Consider the following 16,037-nt stretch of genomic DNA (forward strand, 5'->3'; position numbering starts at 1 on the left):
AAAGGACGAAAAAGGACGCAAAAGAACGGCAAGGCGGATGGCCGGCGGGAATCCAGCGGCAACTATAAACCGCGCGCGGCGGCGGCGCAGCCGGCGGGCATTGCCGGATTTGCCAAGACGGCCGGCCGGCGCCGCACTATGCTGCCGCGCATCGTCGTCCTTGCCGCGCCCCGCCGCGCCGATGCCATGTCTTCGTCCCGCCTTTCCCTGCGCGCCGGGCTGCCCAGCCTGGCCTTCGTGCTGATCTGGTCGACCGGCTTCATCGTCGGCCGCGCCATCGTGCCGGTGGCGCAGCCGAGCCTGTTCCTGCTCGCCCGCTTCGCGCTGGCGGCGCTGCTGTTCGCGCTGGTGGCGGTGGCCGGCGGCGCGCGCTGGCCGGCGCTGCGCGACGTGCCGAAGCACCTGCTGGCGGGCGCGCTGCTGCACGGCAGCTACCTGTGCGGCGGCTACTGGGCCGTGGCGCACGGGCTGCCGCCCGCGGCGATGGCCTTGCTGGGCGCGCTGCAGCCCGTGCTGACGGCGCTGCTGGCCATCCCGCTGCTGGGCGAATTCCCGTCGCGGCGGGGCTGGGGCGGCCTCGCGCTGGGCTCGCTGGGCGTAATATTGGTGGTGGCTCCGGCCATGCTGGCCAGCGTATCCCACCCGGTTTCGCCGTGGGTGCTGCTGGTGGCCCTGCTTTCCATCCTTTCCATCACCGTGGGCACCATCCTGCAGAAAACCTCGATCGCCGCCGCCGACCTGCGCGCCAGTTCCGCCTGGCAGAACACCGGCGGCGCGCTGGTGGCCGGCGCGCTGGCGTGGCTGCTGGGCGAGACGCACTGGCAGCCGGGGCTGGCCTTGTGGTCGGCGCTGGCGTGGGCGGCGCTGGTGCTGTCCGGCGCGGGCACCTACCTGCTGCTGCGCATCGTCCGGCGCGGGCAGGCCGCCACCGCCGCCTCGCTGATGTTCCTGGCGCCGCCGCTGGCCGCGCTGCAGGCGTGGCTGCTGTTCGGCGACAAGCTGGGGCTGCTGCAACTGCTCGGCCTGGCCGTGGCCGGGCTCGGCGTGTGGCTTTGCCAGACCGGGCAGCCCGCCCGGCCGCCGCAACGTACCGGCCATGCCGTCGCGCGATGATCCCGCCGCGCGCGCGGGCCCGCCGGCGCCGCTGGTGGAGACCCGCGTCTACCGGCCGGAGCCGGACTGGCACCGGCACGGCTACACCCAGGTCCTGTTCGGCCTGGACGGCGCCAGCGAGCTGGAGATCGGCGGCCACCTGCACCGGCTCGACCCCGGCAGCGGACTGATCGTGCCCGCCGGCGAGCGCCATGACTTTCTCGGCCTCGCGGACAACCGGCAACTGGTGCTGGACGTGCCGCCCGGCTCGCTCGCCGTGCCGGCGGCGCTGACCGGGCGCCCCCGCGCCTTCGCCGTCACCGCGGGCTGGGCCGAGCGCGTGCGCCGCATTGCCGCGATGCCGCCGGAGCCGGGGCGCGGCGGCTCGCGCCAGCACCACTGGCGGCTGGCCGCGGCGCTGGCGGGCGACCTCGCGCTGGGCCTGGACGTGCCGGAGCGCGACCGGCTCGCGCCGTTTCCCGTGGCGCAGATCGACGCCTACCTGCGCCAGCACCTGGACGCGCCGCTGCGCGCCGGCGACCTGGCCGGCCGCTTCGGCTGGAGCGTGCGGCGCTTCCACACCTTGTTCCAGGAAGCGTTCGGCGACACCCCGCACCGCTACCAGACGCGCCTGCGCCTGGACTACGCCACGCGCCTGCTGGCCGACCGCGGCCACGCGCTGGCGGACATCTCGCTGATACTCGGCTTTCCCGACCAGACCACCTTCACGCGCCGCTTCGCGCAGCGTTTCGGCATGCCGCCGGGCGCGTGGCGCAATGCCGGCGCACGCGCATAGCGCGCCGTTCGCACGCAACAAGTGCTGCTTGATCGCTGTGGGGGAGATTCGCATAGGCATCCGGCCACGCCCTGCGGAGAAGTCGCAGGGGTGTTTCTTGTCGGCGGCGGGCGCGCGCGGACCGGAACGCGCCCGCCGCCGGGTACGTCCTGCGGGCTAGTTCCGGCAGAACATCCACGGCCCGATCTGCAGGCGGACCTGGCTGCTGTCGGGGCAGTTGGATTGCAGGAAGGCGATCACGGCGTCGAGCTGGCGCCAGCGCCGGATGCTGCCGCGCACGGTCCCGAGCATGTAGGTGTGTCCCGCCAACAGGAACTGCACGCGCCAGAAGCCGTCGCCCTGGCTGGTGACGACCGCGTCGTACTCGCATTTGAGCACCTGGGTGAGCCGGCCAAGGTCCGTGATGGTGATCCGGCCCGTTTCCTCCGTGTCCAGTCGATTCATATTGCCTCCAACCTCGTTGTCCTTCGATTATCAAAATCGACGCCGCAACTGGGCTTTTGTTCAAGGCGCCGCTAAAACCCAAGGCGATTTGAGACCAGTCGCGGCGGCTGGTTACTAGGCCATTTCGCAAAACAGCTTGAGAAATATCCCAAACACCGGTTTCGATTACCGTAATTGCCGCCGCGCGATTACCGCGATTACCGCGCGGCGGCGCCTCGCCCGCATCGCGCGGGATGAAACGGGATGACGCGCGGCCCGGTCCGGCGCGCCGGCAGCCCGCGCGGGCGCTGGCGCGCCGGGGCCTCTGATACCTGCCGCGCACACGCAGCCCGCCGGGCCACGCTAGAATGGCTCCGGATCGTCAATTGCCAGGGGGAGCCGGGATGTCAGACGCGCTTGCCGCACCCAGCAGAACCGAGAAAACCGAAGAATCCGGCGCCGAGGCCCGGGCAACCGCCGCCGCGGCCATCATGGCGAAGACCGCCGTGGAGCAGGCGGACTACGCCATGCGCAACTGGACCGACCCCGAGCCCGGGCCGGTCCGCCTGGGCTCGGCCCGGCACCTGCGCCTGTTCTGCGACATGCTGCTGCAGACGCACAACCCCTACAAACCCGCCGTGATCGACTGGCCCCGGCTCGACCCGGACGCCCTGCGCCGCGTGACCTCGCTGCCGATCTGGGACATCGCCGTGCAGACCGAAGGCCGCGCGTCGGTGCGCGTGCAGGCGTTCGCCGATACCGTGGCCGACCCGCTGCTGCGCAGCGCGCTGGAGATGGACGGCGCCGAGGAAGCGCGCCACAAGGTGGTGCTCTCGAAGCTGGTGGAGGCCTACGGCATCGCGCTGGCGCCCGAGCCCGAGTACCTGCCGCCGGCCGACCCGGAATGGGGCTGGCTGGCCACCGGCTACAGCGAGTGCATCGACAGCTTCTTCGCCTTCGGCCTGTTCGCCGCGGCCAGGAAGTCGGGCTATTTCCCCGCCGAACTGGTGGAAACCTTCGAGCCGGTCATCCAGGAGGAAGGCCGGCATATCCTGTTCTTCGTCAACTGGGCCGCCTGGTACCGCCGCAGCCTGCCGTGGTGGCGGCGCCCGCTGTACCTGCTCAAGGTGGCGCGCGTGTGGCTGTTCCTGATCCGGGAGCGCATCGGCATCGCGCGCGGCATCGAGGCGGACGGCTCGGCCAAGGACGCCAATTTCCCGATGAACATGAACAACTCGGCCGGCCTGGGCACCACCCTGACCGCGCGCGAGATGATCGACCTGTGCCTGAGCGAGAACGAAAGGCGCATGGCGGGATATGATCCCCGCCTCGTGCGCCCCGAGACCGTGCCCAGGCTGGCCCGGCTCGCCCGGCGCCTGTTGCGCTGAGCGCACCCAACCTTGTCTGTCCCCCGGAGTCTCCTGAGATGTTCCTGCTGTCCCTGATCCCGCTCGCCATCTGGTGTGTCCTGCTGGCTGCGCGCGGCGGCTTCTGGCGCGTGCGCAAGCCCGCGCCGTCGCCCGCGCCGGCGCGCTGGCCGGAAGTCGTCGCCATCATTCCCGCCCGCAACGAGGTGGCGGTAATCGGCGGCGCCGTGGCCAGCGCGCTGGGCCAGGACTACCCCGCGCGGCTGCACCTGGTGGTGGTGGACGACCACAGCACCGACGGCACCGCCGAGCACGCGCGCGCCGCGGCCGCCGCGCTGGGCAAGGCGGACGCGCTGACCGTGATCACCGCGCGCGAGCTGCCGGCAGGCTGGAGCGGCAAGGTCTGGGCGCAGTCGCAGGGCCTGGAAGCGGCAGACGCGCAGGTGCCCGGCGCGGCCTGGGTGTGGCTGACCGACGCCGACATCCATCACGGCGCCGGCGTGCTGAAGCAACTGGTGGCGCGCGCCGAGCACGAGCAGCGCGACCTGGTCTCGCTGATGGTGCGGCTGCGCTGCGCCTCGTGGTGGGAGCGCATGATCGTCCCGGCCTTCGTGTTCTATTTCGCCAAGCTGTATCCCTTCTCGCGCGTCAACGACCCGCGCAGCCGGGTGGCGGCCGCGGCCGGCGGCTGCATGCTGGCGCGGCGCGCGGCGCTGGCGCGCATCGGCGGCTTCCACGCGATCCGCGGCGAGCTGATCGACGACTGCAGCCTGGCCGCGTGCATCAAGCAAGGCGGCTCGATCCGCCTGGACCTGGCCGACGACAGCATCTCGGTGCGCCCCTACGACGACTGGCGCAGCCTGTGGGACATGATCGCGCGCAGCGCCTACACGCAACTGCACTATTCGCCGCTGCTGCTGGCCGGCGCGGTGGCCGGCATGGTGCTGACCTACCTCGCGCCGCCGCTGCTGGCGCTGGCCGGCGGGCTGCGCCTGTGGCCGGCCTGGGCGGCGTGGGCGGCCATGTCGGTGGCCTACGCGCCGATGCTGCGCGAGTACCGCCAGCCGCTGTGGCTGGCGCCGCTGCTGCCGCTGACGGCGCTGTTCTACCTGGGCGCCACGGTCGATTCGGCGCGCCGCTACTGGCTGCGCAAGGGCGGCCAGTGGAAGGGCCGCTCGCAGGCGCCCCAGCGCGGCTGAGGGCAGCCAAGCACGGTTGAGCGAGCGCCGGGCCGTGCCCCGGCGCGGCTCAACGCAGGTAGCCCGCGGCGCGGAACCACTCCAGCGCCTCGCGCAGCGCCTCCTGGTAGGGCCGCGCCTGGTAGCCGAGCACGCGCCGCGCCTTGTCCGAGCTGAAGAACATCTGGTATTTCGACATGGACAGGCCGTCGGCGGTCAGGAACGGCTCCTTGCCGGTCACGCGGGCCACCGCCTCGGCCGCGTAGGCCAGCGGATAGAGCGGCCAGCGCGGCAGCTTGATGGTGGGCGGGCGGCGCCCGGTCATGGCGGCCAGGTCGGCCAGCATCTGCTGCAGCGTGACGTCCTGGCCGCCCAGGATGTAGCGCTCGCCGGTCGCGCCGCGCTCGAGCGCCAGCATGTGGCCCTCGGCCACGTCGTCCACATGCACCAGGTTGAGGCCGGTATCGACGAAGGCGGGGATCTTGCCGCTGGCCGCCTCGACGATGATGCGGCCGGTCGGCGTGGGGCGCACGTCGCGCGGGCCGATCGGCGTGGAGGGGTTGACGATCACCGCCGGCAGCCCGTCGCGCGCCACCATGCCCTCCACCACGCGCTCGGCCAGCACCTTGCTGCGCTTGTAGGCGCCGATCGCCTCGTGGCCGCTCATCGGCGCGTCTTCGTTGACCGGCGCCGTTGCGCCGGCGACACGCAGGGTCGCCACGCTGCTGGTGTAGACGATGCGCTCCACGCGGCAGGCCTGCGCGGCGCCCATCACGGCCTCGGTGCCGGCCACGTTGGTACGCACGATTTCCTCGGGATCGGGCGCCCACAGGCGGTAGTCGGCCGCCACGTGGAACAGGTAGCGCACGCCCTGCAGCGCCGCTTCCATCGCGCGCGCGTCGCGCATGTCGCCTTCCACGATCTCCACGGGCAACCCGTCCAGGTTGCGTCGCGGGCTTTGGGCGCGTACCATCGCGCGCACCCGGAAACCCCGTGCCAGGGCCTGCCGTGCCACGGCCGAGCCGAGAAAGCCGGAGGCGCCGGTTACCAGGACATAGTCTCCTGACGTCATATTACTCACGGAAAAAACCTCAAATTGTTACTGGCTAATGCCAGGTGCCAGGCAAAGGTTGCGGCACGGGTATATAGTAACCACCGTATGACGGGAAAGTGATTCCGGAATATCAACCAATGCTGAACCCGTTGACTGGGTCGGGGGGCCTATTTTTATGCAGGTGATTCTTGCTCAACCCCGTGGCTTCTGTGCCGGCGTAGTGCGCGCGATCGAGATTGTAGACCGCGCCCTGCTCAAGCACGGAGCCCCGGTGTTCGTGCGACATGAGATCGTGCACAACAAGCACGTCGTGGAAGGACTGAGGCGCAAGGGCGCGCGCTTCGTCGAAGAACTGGACGAAGTGCCGAGCGGCGCCGTCACCATTTTCAGCGCGCACGGCGTGTCCAAGGACGTCGAGGCCGATGCCCGCGCACGCGAGCTGCACTCGATCGATGCCACCTGCCCGCTGGTCATCAAGGTCCATACCCAGGGCCGCCAGTACGCGGCCAGCGGCCGCACCGTGATCCTGATCGGCCATGCCGGCCATCCGGAAGTCGAAGGCACGATGGGCCAGATCCCCGGCAAGGTGATCCTGGTGCAGAGCGAGGCCGAGGTGGCCAAGCTGGACCTGCCGGACGACACCCCGGTCGCCTACGTGACGCAGACCACGCTGAGCGTGGACGACACGCGCAACATCATTGCCGCGCTGACCCGCCGCTTCCCCAACCTGGTGGGACCGGACACGCGCGACATCTGCTATGCCACGCAAAACCGCCAGAGCGCGGTGCGCGAGCTTTCGAAACAGGTGGAGCTGATCCTCGTGATCGGCGCCACCAACAGCTCCAACTCCAACCGGCTGCGCGAGATCGGCACCGAGAGCGGCGTGCCCAGCTACCTGATCGCCGACGGCAGCGAGCTGGACCCGGAGTGGGTGCGCGGCGTCGAAGTGGTCGGCATCACCGCCGGCGCCTCCGCTCCCGAGGAGATGGTCATGGACGTGATCGCCACGCTGCGCCGCCTGGGTCCGGTGGAAGTCTCCACCATGGACGGCCGCGAGGAGCACGCCGAATTCCGGCTGCCGGCCGAGCTGGCCGACCCGCCCGCGCGCCCGCGCACCGCCGCCGGCAAGGCCACCCCCGAGGCCGTGCCGCAGCCGGACCCGCAAACCGCCGCCGGATAATCATCCGGCCGCCCCCAATACAAGAAGGAAGTCAATGGCTATTCCCTTTCTGCAGGTCGCCCGCGTGGGCGCCTACGTCGTCAAGCAACATCTCTCCGGCAACAAGCGCTATCCCCTGGCGCTGATGCTCGAACCGCTGTTCCGCTGCAACCTGGCCTGCAACGGCTGCGGCAAGATCGACTATCCGGACGAGATCCTGAACCAGCGCCTGTCCGTGGCGGAATGCCTGGGCGCCGTCGACGAATGCGGCGCGCCGGTGGTGTCCATCGCCGGCGGCGAGCCGCTGCTGCACAGGGACATGCCGGAGATCGTCAAGGGCATCATCGCCCGCAAGCGCTTCGTCTACCTGTGCACCAACGCGCTGCTGATGGAAAAGAAGCTGGACCAGTACGAGCCCAACCCGTACTTCGTGTGGTCGGTCCACCTCGACGGCGATCAGGAGATGCACGACCACGCGGTCAGCCAGGAAGGCGTCTACGACCGCGCCGTGGCGGCCATCCGCGCGGCCAAGGCACGCGGCTTCCGCGTCAACATCAACTGCACGCTGTTCAACAACGCCGAGCCGGAAAAGGTCGCGAAGTTCTTCGACTCGGTCAAGGACATCGGCGTGGACGGCATCACCGTGTCGCCGGGCTATGCCTACGAGCGCGCGCCGGACCAGCAGCACTTCCTGAACCGCAACAAGACCAAGCAACTGTTCCGCGACATCCTGCAGCGCGGCCGCAACGGCAAGAACTGGGCCTTCAGCCAGTCCACGCTGTTCCTGGACTTCCTGGCCGGCAACCAGACCTACCACTGCACGCCGTGGGGCAACCCGGCGCGCACGGTGTTCGGCTGGCAGCGTCCGTGCTACCTGGTCGGCGAAGGCTACGTGAAGACCTTCAAGGAACTGATGGACACCACCGACTGGGACGCCTACGGCACCGGCAACTACGAAAAGTGCGCCGACTGCATGGTGCACAGCGGCTTCGAAGCCACCGCCGTGGCCGATACCATCGCCCATCCGCTCAAGGCGCTGGGCGTGTCCCTGCGCGGCGTGCGCACCTCGGGCCCGATGGCGCCGGACATCCCGCTGGACAAGCAGCGCCCGGCCGACTACGTGTTCTCGAAGCACGTCGAGATCAAGCTCGAGGAAATCGGCCGTTCCAAGGCCAAGGCCGCCAACGACGCTGCCGCCCGCAAGGCCGCGGCGGCGGGGCACTGAGCGACGGGCGCCCCTGCCGATGGGGGCGCCATGCCGGAGGTACCTTGCGTACCTCCGTGCGCCTGCCGCGCGGCGCTCAGGCGTCCGCGGTCTGGCGCGCGTTGTGGCTGGCCAAGTACTTGAGCAGGCCGTCGATGCCGTTGCGCGCGACGATGTCGGCGAACTGGCGGCGGTACACCTCGATCAGCCACGCCCCCATCATGTTGATGTCATAGATCTTCCAGCCATTGCCGCTGCGCTGCAGGCGGTAGTCGATCTGCATCTCGTCGCCGTTGTTCAGCACGCGCGTCTCCACCACCACGTCGTTGGCCCCGGCCGCCGCGAGAACCGGCTTGTAGGTGAACTTCACCTTCTGCTCGCGCAATTGCGACAGCGACACCGCGTAGCTGCGCACCAGCAGGGTCTGGAACTGTTCGTAGAGCTGCTTCTGCTGCTCGGGCGAGGCATTGCGCCAGGCGCTGCCCACCGCCAGCCGGGTGGTGCGCTCGAAATCGGCATAAGGCAGGAACTGGCGCTCGACCACGGCCGTGATCTTGGCCAGGTCGCCGTTGCGCGTGTCGGGGGTGGACTGGATCGTGCCGATCACGCCCTCGACCGCCGCGCGCACCAGGCGGTCCGGCGAGGACCGGTCCACCGACTGCGCCTGCGCGGCGGACACCATCGCCACCGCCGCGAGCGGGACCAGGACCTGGAAAGCAATACCGTGTGTCTTCATGCGAATTTAGACCTGAAAAAGCCAGCCGGGCCGCTGCCGGGCCGCTGCCGGCACTCGCCGGCGGAGTCGCCGGGAAAGCCGGATGGAAAGCAGGATGAAAAGCGCGCCGCGGCGCACCCGGCGGCGGCCGGAAACAGGCTGCCGCCCGCCGGCGCACGCGTGACGGGGCAGTATAGCGTACCCATGCGCAGGCGTGCCGCGCCCCGCTGCGGCCGCCATCGTGTCGCCGCGCGGCCCGCCGCCGGAGCGCCTTGCCGCGCCGGCCCGTTATACTCGCGGCTGCCGCTTTGTGCCGCGGCGCTGCTTTGCGCGCTACCTTGCGCGCTGCCCGGCGCTGCGCGCCGCAGCGCGAGCCGCGCCGGCCGCGGCCGCGGTCATGCCGGCGGTTGTGCCAGCGGTCATGCCGGCAGCCATGCCAGCGGCCGCACCTTTTTTTACCGCGCCCTCCCCGGCGCATCACTCAGGCCCCCACACAGGCCCCCAAAACGCCCATGATGACGTCGTCGGTCATTCGCATCGTCAAGTTCTCCACCCGCCGCGCGTGGCCCGTGATCGCGCTTGCGCTGTTGCTGACCATCGCCAGCGGCATCTATGTCGCCCTGCATTTCGCCATCAACACCGACATCAGCCGCCTGCTGGAGTCGGACCAGCCGTGGGCCAAGCGCGATGCCGCGGTCAGCGCCGCCTTCCCGCAGCGCGACCAGATGATCCTGGCGGTGGTGCGCGCGCCGGCGCCCGAGCTGGCCGATGCCGCCGCCGACGAGCTGGCCGGCGCGCTGGCGCAGGACACTGCGCGCTTTCGCGCCGTCAGCCAGCCCGGCGGCGGCGATTTCTTCGAACGCAACGGCCTGCTCTTCGTCGACACCGCCAAGCTGCGCGACGTGACCTCGCAGCTCAAGCAGGCGCGCCCGCTGCTCAACGCGCTGGCGCACGACCCGACCCTGCGCGGCCTGTCCGACACCCTCACCACCACGCTGTCGCTGCCGCTGCAACTGGGCCAGGTCAAGCTCGCCGACATGACCAGGCTGCTCGGCAGCAGCGCGGCCGCCGTCGACCAGGCGCTGGCCGGCAAGCCGGGCGCGCTGTCCTGGACCGGGCTGGTGGACGCCAGCCAGCAGCCGGCGCCCGGCGCGGAGGCGATGTCCTTCGTCGCCCTCAGCCCGGTGCTGGACTACGCCGACCTCCAGGCCGGCGCCGGTGCCGCCGAGGCCATCCGCACCGCCGCGCTCAAGCTCGGCCTCGACGAGCGCTACGGCGCCAGCGTGCACCTGACCGGCTCGCAGGCCCTGGCCGACGACGAGTTCGCCTCGGTCAAGCAGGGCGCGGCGGTAAACGGCATGCTCACGCTGGTGGTCGTGATCCTGATCCTGTGGCTGGCGCTGCGCTCCAAGCGGCTGATCCTGGCCGTGCTGGCCAGCCTGCTGGTGGGCCTGGCCATCACCGCCGCGCTGGGCCTGGCGATGGTGGGCGCGCTCAACATGATCTCGGTCGCCTTCGCCGTGCTGTTCGTCGGCCTGGGGGTGGACTTCGGCATCCAGTTCGGCGTGCGCTACCGTGCCGAGCGCCACACGTACCCGCACATTCCCGACGCGCTCGCCAGCACCGCCAAGGCGGTCGGCGTGCCGCTCGCGCTGGCCTCCACGGCCACCGCGGCCGCCTTCTTCTGCTTCCTGCCGACCGACTACCGCGGCGTGGCGGAGCTGGGCAAGATCGCCGGCGTGGGCATGCTGGTGGCGTTCAGCACCACCATCACGCTGCTGCCGGCGCTGATCACCGTGATGCGCCCGAAGGACGAGACCGGCCGCGTCGACGTGCCGGGCTTCAAGTGGCTGGCGCCGGCCGATGCCTTCTTCGAGCGCTACCGCACCCAGGTGCTGTTCGCCACGCTCGGCGTGATCCTCGCCGGCCTGCCGCTGCTGCTGCACCTGCGCTTCGACCTCGATCCGCTGCACCTGAAGGACCCGCATTCCGAATCGATGGCCACGCTGCTCTCGCTCAAGGACGCGCCCCAGGCCGGCACCGACAACGTCAACGTGCTGGCGCCGTCGCTGGACGCCGCGCGGGCCACCGCCGACCGCCTCGCCGCGCTGCCGGAAGTGGCGCGCTTGGTCACGCTGCAGACCTTCATCCCCGACGACCAGCCGGCCAGGCTCGAACTGATCGCCGACGCCGCCACCAGCCTGCTGCCGGTGCTGACGCAGGCCGTGGCCACGCCGGCCAACGACGAGCGCCGCGTCAACTCGCTCAAGAACGCCGCGCGCCAGCTCGCCCTGGCCGCCGAGGACCATCCCGGCCCGGGCGCGGCGGAAGCGGCGCACCTGGCCGCCTCGCTGCGCAAGCTCGCCGCCGCCGATGCCGCCACGCGCGACCGCGCCGAGCAGGCCATCGCGCTGCCGCTGCGCCTGGCGCTGGCGCGCCTGCAGCGCATGCTGTCGCCGCAGCCGATCACGCAGGCCGCGCTGCCGCCGGCGCTGGTGCGCGACTGGGTAGCCCCGGACGGCCAGGCGCTGATCAGCGTCACCCCCAAACTGCCCGCCGCGGCCAAGCCCGGCGACGCCGACGCCTCCAGCCGCGACAGCGAGCTGCGCGACGCCGCGCTCAAGCGCTTCATCGACGCCGTGCAGCGCGTCGCGCCGGGCGCCGTGGGCGGCCCGATCTCGATCCGCGGCTCGTCCGACACCATCATGACCGCCTTCGCCCACGCCGGCGTGTGGGCCGTGCTGTCGATCACGCTGCTGCTGTGGATCACGCTGCGCCGCGTGGGCGACGTGCTGCGCACGCTGGTGCCGCTGCTGGTGTCTGCGCTGCTGACGCTGGAGCTGTGCGCGGTGTTCGGCATCCCGCTCAACTTCGCCAACGTGATCGCCCTGCCGCTGCTGTTCGGCATCGGCGTGGCGTTCAAGATCTACTACGTGCTGGCGTGGCGCCAGGGCAAGACGCACCTGCTGCAGTCGCCGCTGACCCACGCCGTGCTGTTCAGCGCGGCCACCACCGCCACCGCCTTCGGCAGCCTGTGGCTGTCCCAGCATCCCGGCACCGCCAGCATGGGCAAGCTGCTGGCGCTGGCGCTGGTGTGCACGCTGGCCGGCGCCGTCTTCTTCCAGCCGATCCTGATGGGCAAGCCGCGCGAACGCGCCAAGTCAGCCAAGAAACTGGCCCAATGAACCTCCGCCAACCATGACCCACCGCCCCGATTCCCGATCCAGCCGCCTGGCGCGGCTCCTGTCCGCGCTGTCCCTCGCGCTGCTGGCCACGGCCTGCGCCAGCGGCCCGCAGGCCAGCCCGGCCGACCCCATCGAGCCGTTCAACCGCGCCGTGTTCACGGTCAACGACAAGCTCGACGAATACGTGGCGACGCCGCTGGCCAAGGGCTACCGCGCCGTCACGCCGCAGCCGGTGCGCACGGCGGTGACCAATTTCTACTCGAACATCGGCGACGTCGGCAATTTCGTCAACAACCTGCTGCAGGGCAAGGGCGTGGACGCGGCCGAGAGCTTCATGCGCATCGCCATCAATTCGACGCTGGGCATCGGCGGCCTGATCGACATCGCCACGCCGGCCGGCCTGGGCAAGCATTCGCAGGATTTCGGCCTGACCCTGGGCGTGTGGGGCATCCCGTCGGGCCCCTACCTGGTGCTGCCGCTGTTCGGCCCGAGCTCGATCCGCGACGGCGTCGGCCTGTACGTGAATCTCCAGATCTCGCCGACCACCTGGATCGACCAGGACTATCGCTACGGCATGTATTTCCTGGGCTTCCTCGATGCCCGCACCAACGCGCTGGGCGCGACCGACCTGCTGGCGCTGGCGGCGCTGGACCGCTACAGCTTCGTGCGCGATGCCTACCTGCAGCGGCGCCAGTACCTGATCGACGGCGGTGGCGGCAAGCTGCCGCAGTATGACGACGACGAGGCGCCGGCGGACGCCGCCCCGGCCGCGCCCGGCACGCCGGCTACCGCGCCCGCCGCGCCCGCCGCATCCGCCACATCCGCCGCGCCTGCCGACGCCACGGCCGAGCCGGTGCCGCCGCCGGCCGGCGGCGCGGAGAAAGCCCCCGAAGGGGACGGCAAGAAGGAATAGGAAGGACGCCGGCGGGGCGCCGCGAGCGCCCCGCATGCGGCATGCGCGTGCCGGCACCCGTTCGGGTCCGGATCAGGCGCCGGGCGCGGCCCGGCGGAACGCCAGGCAGGCCAGCCCCGGATCAGGCCAGCCCCAAATCAGATCAGCCCGAATCCCGCGCCCGCCCGGCGGCGCGCGGCCTCCAGCCCGAGCCGGGCCAGTTTCGCGTCGCGCGCCAGCCTGAGCAGGTCCGGCAACTGGCCGGGCGCGGCCAGCAGCGACTTCAGCACGGCAACGATGTCGGTGCCGCCGTCCGCGCCCATGCCGGCGACGGCGGCGGGCGGGACTTCGCGCGCGGCCGGGTCCACCACCACGCGGCAGGCGGCGAAAGGCACGCCATGCGCGTGCGCGATGCGTGCCGCGATGTGGGATTCCATGTCGGCCGCCAGCGCGCCGGTGGCGGCGTGCAGGGCGGCCTTGGCGGCCACGGCGGTGACGGGGTCGTCGCCGCCGGCCAGCGTGCCGGCGGCCGCGTCGGGAAGCGCGCGGGAGAGCGCGCGCAGCCAGCCGGCATCGGCCGGCCAGAAGCTGGCGCCATCGTGGATGCCGGTGGCGACGATCACCTTGCCGGGCAGCAGCGCGGGCGCCAGCCCGCCCGCCACGCCGAAGCTGATGACGCCGGCGCAGGGCCGCGCCAGGCGCTCGCGCAGGGCCTGCGCGAGCGCTTCGGCGCGCAGGCCGTAGAGGGTCTCGATGCCGGGGCCCGCGGCGATGCGGGCCTCGAAGCGCATGCCGGCCACCACCAGCGTGGGGCCGGCGCGGCGCGGCGCCGGCGCGGCCGCTGCCCTGCCTACATCCCCCACGCCACCGCCTGCGTGCCGGCGCGGCGCAGATTGCGGAAACGCGCCAGCGCCCACAGCGGGAAGAAGCGCGCGTAGCCGTGGTAGCGCAGGTAGAACACGCGCGGGAAGCCCACCGCGGTGAAGCGCGCTTCGTGCCACAGGCCGTCGGCCTGCTGCGTGCCCACCAGGTAGTCGATGCCGCGCGCCACCGCCGGATGCTCGACCGCGCCGGCCGCCATCAGCGCCAGCACCGCCCACGCGGTCTGCGAGGCCACGCTCGGCGCGGGCTCGTAGCCCTGGTAGTCGAGGCGGTAGCTGCTGCCGTCCTCGCCCCAGCCGCCGTCGGCGTTCTGGATCGAGACCAGCCATTCGGCGGCGCGGCGCATTTCCGGCGCCTCCGGGCCCATGCCGGCGGCGTTCAGCGCGCACAGCGCGCTCCACGTGCCGTAGATGTAGTTCATGCCCCAGCGGCCGTACCAGCTGCCGTCCGGCATCTGCTCGTCGAGCAGGTAGCGCAGCGCGCGCCGGAAGGCGTCGCTGCTGGAGGCGGACTCGCCGAGCTGCGCCAGCATCGACAGGCAGCGCGCCGAGACGTCGGCGGTGGGCGGGTCGAGCAGCGCGCCGTGGTCGGCGAACGGGATGTTGTTGAGGTACTCGTGCGTGTTCTCGGGCTCGAAGGCGCCCCAGCCGCCGTTGCTGCTCTGCATGCCCTCGACCCACTCGCGCGCGCGCGCCACGGCCTGGCCATAGCGCTCGCGATGGCTGGCCGCGGTCACGGCCGGCGCGCCGGCGCCCACGCGCGCGGCGCGGTCCATCGCCATCGCCACCACGGCGGTGTCGTCCACGTCCGGGTAATGCGGGTTGGCGTACTGGAAGGCCCAGCCGCCGGGACGCACCTGCGGGCGCCGCACGATCCAGTCGCCGCGCACGTCCAGCACCTGCAGCGGCAGCAGCCATTGCAGGCCGCGCTCGGCGGCCGCTTCGGCGCGCGCGCCGCCGGCCTCGAGCAGCGCGTGGCTGGCCAGCGAGGTGTCCCACACCGGCGACAGGCACGGCTGGCAATAGGCTTCGTCGCCATGCACCACCAGCAGCTTCTCGACCGAGGCGCGCGCCACCGCCACGTCCGGGTCGGTCTTCGGCACGCCGAGCACGTCGAACATCATCACGGCATTGGCCATCGCCGGGAAGATGGCGCCCAGGCCGTCCTCGCCGTTCAGGCGCTCGCGCACGAAGCGCTCGGCGCGGGCGATCGCGCGCTTGCGCAGGCCGCGCGGGAACAGCGGCTCGGCCACGCGCAGGCCGGCATCGACCACGCGGAAGAAGCTGAACCAGGCGCGGCTCTGGTGCGGCGCCTTGGGCGGCAGGCGCGCGGCCTGGCACGGGCGCGCGAACAGCTCGTCGATGCCCACGCCGCGCGGGTTGCGCGCCTGCGGGCGCAGGCTGTTGAGCACCAGCAGCGGCACCACCACCGTGCGCGCCCAGTACGCCACCTTGGACAGGTGGAACGGGAACCACAGCGGCAGCAGCATGATCTCCACCGGCATCATCGGCACCGCCTGCCACGGCATCACGCCGTACAGCGCCAGCAGCGTGCGGGTGAAGACGTTGCTGCCCTCGGCGCCGCCCTGCGCGTGGATGGACGCGCGCGCGCGCCGCATGTGCTCGGACTCGGGATCGTCGCCGATCATCTTCAGCGCGAAATACGCCTTCACGCTCGCGCTGATGTCCGAGGCGCCCTGGTGGAACAGCGGCCAGCCGCCGTCGGCATTCTGGATGCGGCGCAGGTAGCGCGCGATGCGGGCTTCCAGCACGGTGTCGGCGCTCTCGCCGAGGTAGTGCACCAGCAGGACGTACTCGGCCGGGATGGTGGCGTCGGCTTCCAGCTCGAACACCCAGTGGCCGTCCGGCCGCTGGGCCGCCAGCAGCGCGTCCTGCGCGCGGCCGATCGCGCCTTCCAGCGCGCCCGTCTCCGCCATGCCTTGCACGGATGCCGCGGCAGCGGCCGGATCGGGAGATATTGCTACTTGGCTCATCGGTCTCGATGTCCTCTCTTCAACAACGCGATTACAGCAATGCTGCGCGCTCGCCAGGCCCGCGGGGTGGCGACGGCGCGCAGCGGCAAATCAGCGA

Annotated in this window: 13 protein-coding genes; 8 read left to right on the forward strand and 5 right to left on the reverse strand. The window is 71.5% G+C overall.

Annotation, left to right across the window (positions count from 1 at the left end; all coding sequences use genetic code 11):
* Window positions 1-186: 186 nt before the first annotated feature.
* Both ACWTPI_RS28830 and ACWTPI_RS28835 read left to right on the forward strand, forming a co-directional pair.
* On the forward strand, window positions 187-1,113 hold the full coding sequence (locus tag ACWTPI_RS28830) for a DMT family transporter (RefSeq protein ID WP_454733457.1): 927 nt from the start codon (window positions 187-189) through the stop codon (window positions 1,111-1,113).
* Window positions 1,097-1,888, forward strand: coding sequence for an AraC family transcriptional regulator (locus ACWTPI_RS28835; protein WP_454733458.1), 792 nt, complete (start codon window positions 1,097-1,099; stop codon window positions 1,886-1,888). The genes ACWTPI_RS28830 and ACWTPI_RS28835 overlap by 17 nt, the downstream gene beginning before the upstream one ends.
* Before the next feature lie 156 nt (window positions 1,889-2,044).
* Here the strand turns inward: ACWTPI_RS28835 and ACWTPI_RS28840 are convergent, their stop codons facing one another.
* Window positions 2,045-2,332 (reverse strand): hypothetical protein, encoded by a 288-nt coding sequence (locus tag ACWTPI_RS28840; protein ID WP_020202927.1) that lies wholly within the window; start codon window positions 2,330-2,332, stop codon window positions 2,045-2,047.
* Between the two features lie 470 nt (window positions 2,333-2,802).
* Here ACWTPI_RS28840 and ACWTPI_RS28845 point away from each other — a divergent pair, with 470 nt between their 5' ends.
* Together ACWTPI_RS28845 and ACWTPI_RS28850 are read left to right on the forward strand one after the other, a co-directional pair.
* A complete protein-coding gene (locus tag ACWTPI_RS28845; protein ID WP_454733459.1) occupies window positions 2,803-3,699 on the forward strand; it encodes a ferritin-like domain-containing protein in 897 nt (298 codons plus the stop codon).
* Between the two features lie 38 nt (window positions 3,700-3,737).
* The gene (locus ACWTPI_RS28850; protein ID WP_454733460.1) at window positions 3,738-4,877 is read left to right on the forward strand and encodes a glycosyltransferase; all 1,140 of its coding nucleotides are present in this window, start codon (window positions 3,738-3,740) and stop codon (window positions 4,875-4,877) included.
* A gap of 49 nt (window positions 4,878-4,926) precedes the next feature.
* Here ACWTPI_RS28850 and hpnA read toward each other — a convergent pair whose 3' ends face one another.
* On the reverse strand, window positions 4,927-5,928 hold the full coding sequence (gene hpnA / locus ACWTPI_RS28855) for a hopanoid-associated sugar epimerase (RefSeq protein WP_454733461.1): 1,002 nt from the start codon (window positions 5,926-5,928) through the stop codon (window positions 4,927-4,929).
* A gap of 157 nt (window positions 5,929-6,085) precedes the next feature.
* Between hpnA and ispH the strand changes: the two genes are divergently transcribed.
* A complete protein-coding gene (gene ispH / locus ACWTPI_RS28860) occupies window positions 6,086-7,090 on the forward strand; it encodes a 4-hydroxy-3-methylbut-2-enyl diphosphate reductase (RefSeq protein WP_029043595.1) in 1,005 nt (334 codons plus the stop codon).
* A 34-nt stretch (window positions 7,091-7,124) separates the two neighbouring features.
* Complete coding sequence (hpnH, locus tag ACWTPI_RS28865) at window positions 7,125-8,294, forward strand: adenosyl-hopene transferase HpnH (protein ID WP_059411490.1); 1,170 nt, start codon at window positions 7,125-7,127, stop codon at window positions 8,292-8,294.
* A gap of 76 nt (window positions 8,295-8,370) precedes the next feature.
* Here hpnH and ACWTPI_RS28870 read toward each other — a convergent pair whose 3' ends face one another.
* Window positions 8,371-9,009 carry an MlaC/ttg2D family ABC transporter substrate-binding protein gene (locus tag ACWTPI_RS28870; protein ID WP_020202933.1) on the reverse strand — a complete coding sequence of 213 codons (639 nt, stop codon included), beginning with the start codon at window positions 9,007-9,009 and terminating at the stop codon, window positions 8,371-8,373.
* A 491-nt stretch (window positions 9,010-9,500) separates the two neighbouring features.
* Here ACWTPI_RS28870 and hpnN point away from each other — a divergent pair, with 491 nt between their 5' ends.
* Window positions 9,501-12,173 carry a hopanoid transporter HpnN gene (gene hpnN / locus ACWTPI_RS28875; protein WP_454733462.1) on the forward strand — a complete coding sequence of 891 codons (2,673 nt, stop codon included), beginning with the start codon at window positions 9,501-9,503 and terminating at the stop codon, window positions 12,171-12,173.
* Between the two features lie 13 nt (window positions 12,174-12,186).
* Entirely contained in the window at window positions 12,187-13,086 is a 900-nt protein-coding gene (locus ACWTPI_RS28880; protein WP_454733463.1) for an MlaA family lipoprotein, read from the forward strand.
* Window positions 13,087-13,223: 137 nt separating this feature from the next.
* Here the strand turns inward: ACWTPI_RS28880 and ACWTPI_RS28885 are convergent, their stop codons facing one another.
* Together ACWTPI_RS28885 and shc are read right to left on the reverse strand one after the other, a co-directional pair.
* A complete protein-coding gene (locus tag ACWTPI_RS28885; RefSeq protein WP_059411849.1) occupies window positions 13,224-13,856 on the reverse strand; it encodes a phosphorylase in 633 nt (210 codons plus the stop codon).
* Between the two features lie 59 nt (window positions 13,857-13,915).
* Window positions 13,916-15,883 carry a squalene--hopene cyclase gene (gene shc / locus ACWTPI_RS28890; protein WP_020202937.1) on the reverse strand — a complete coding sequence of 656 codons (1,968 nt, stop codon included), beginning with the start codon at window positions 15,881-15,883 and terminating at the stop codon, window positions 13,916-13,918.
* Window positions 15,884-16,037 lie beyond the last annotated feature (154 nt).

The organism is Cupriavidus ulmosensis, from assembly GCF_977008105.1.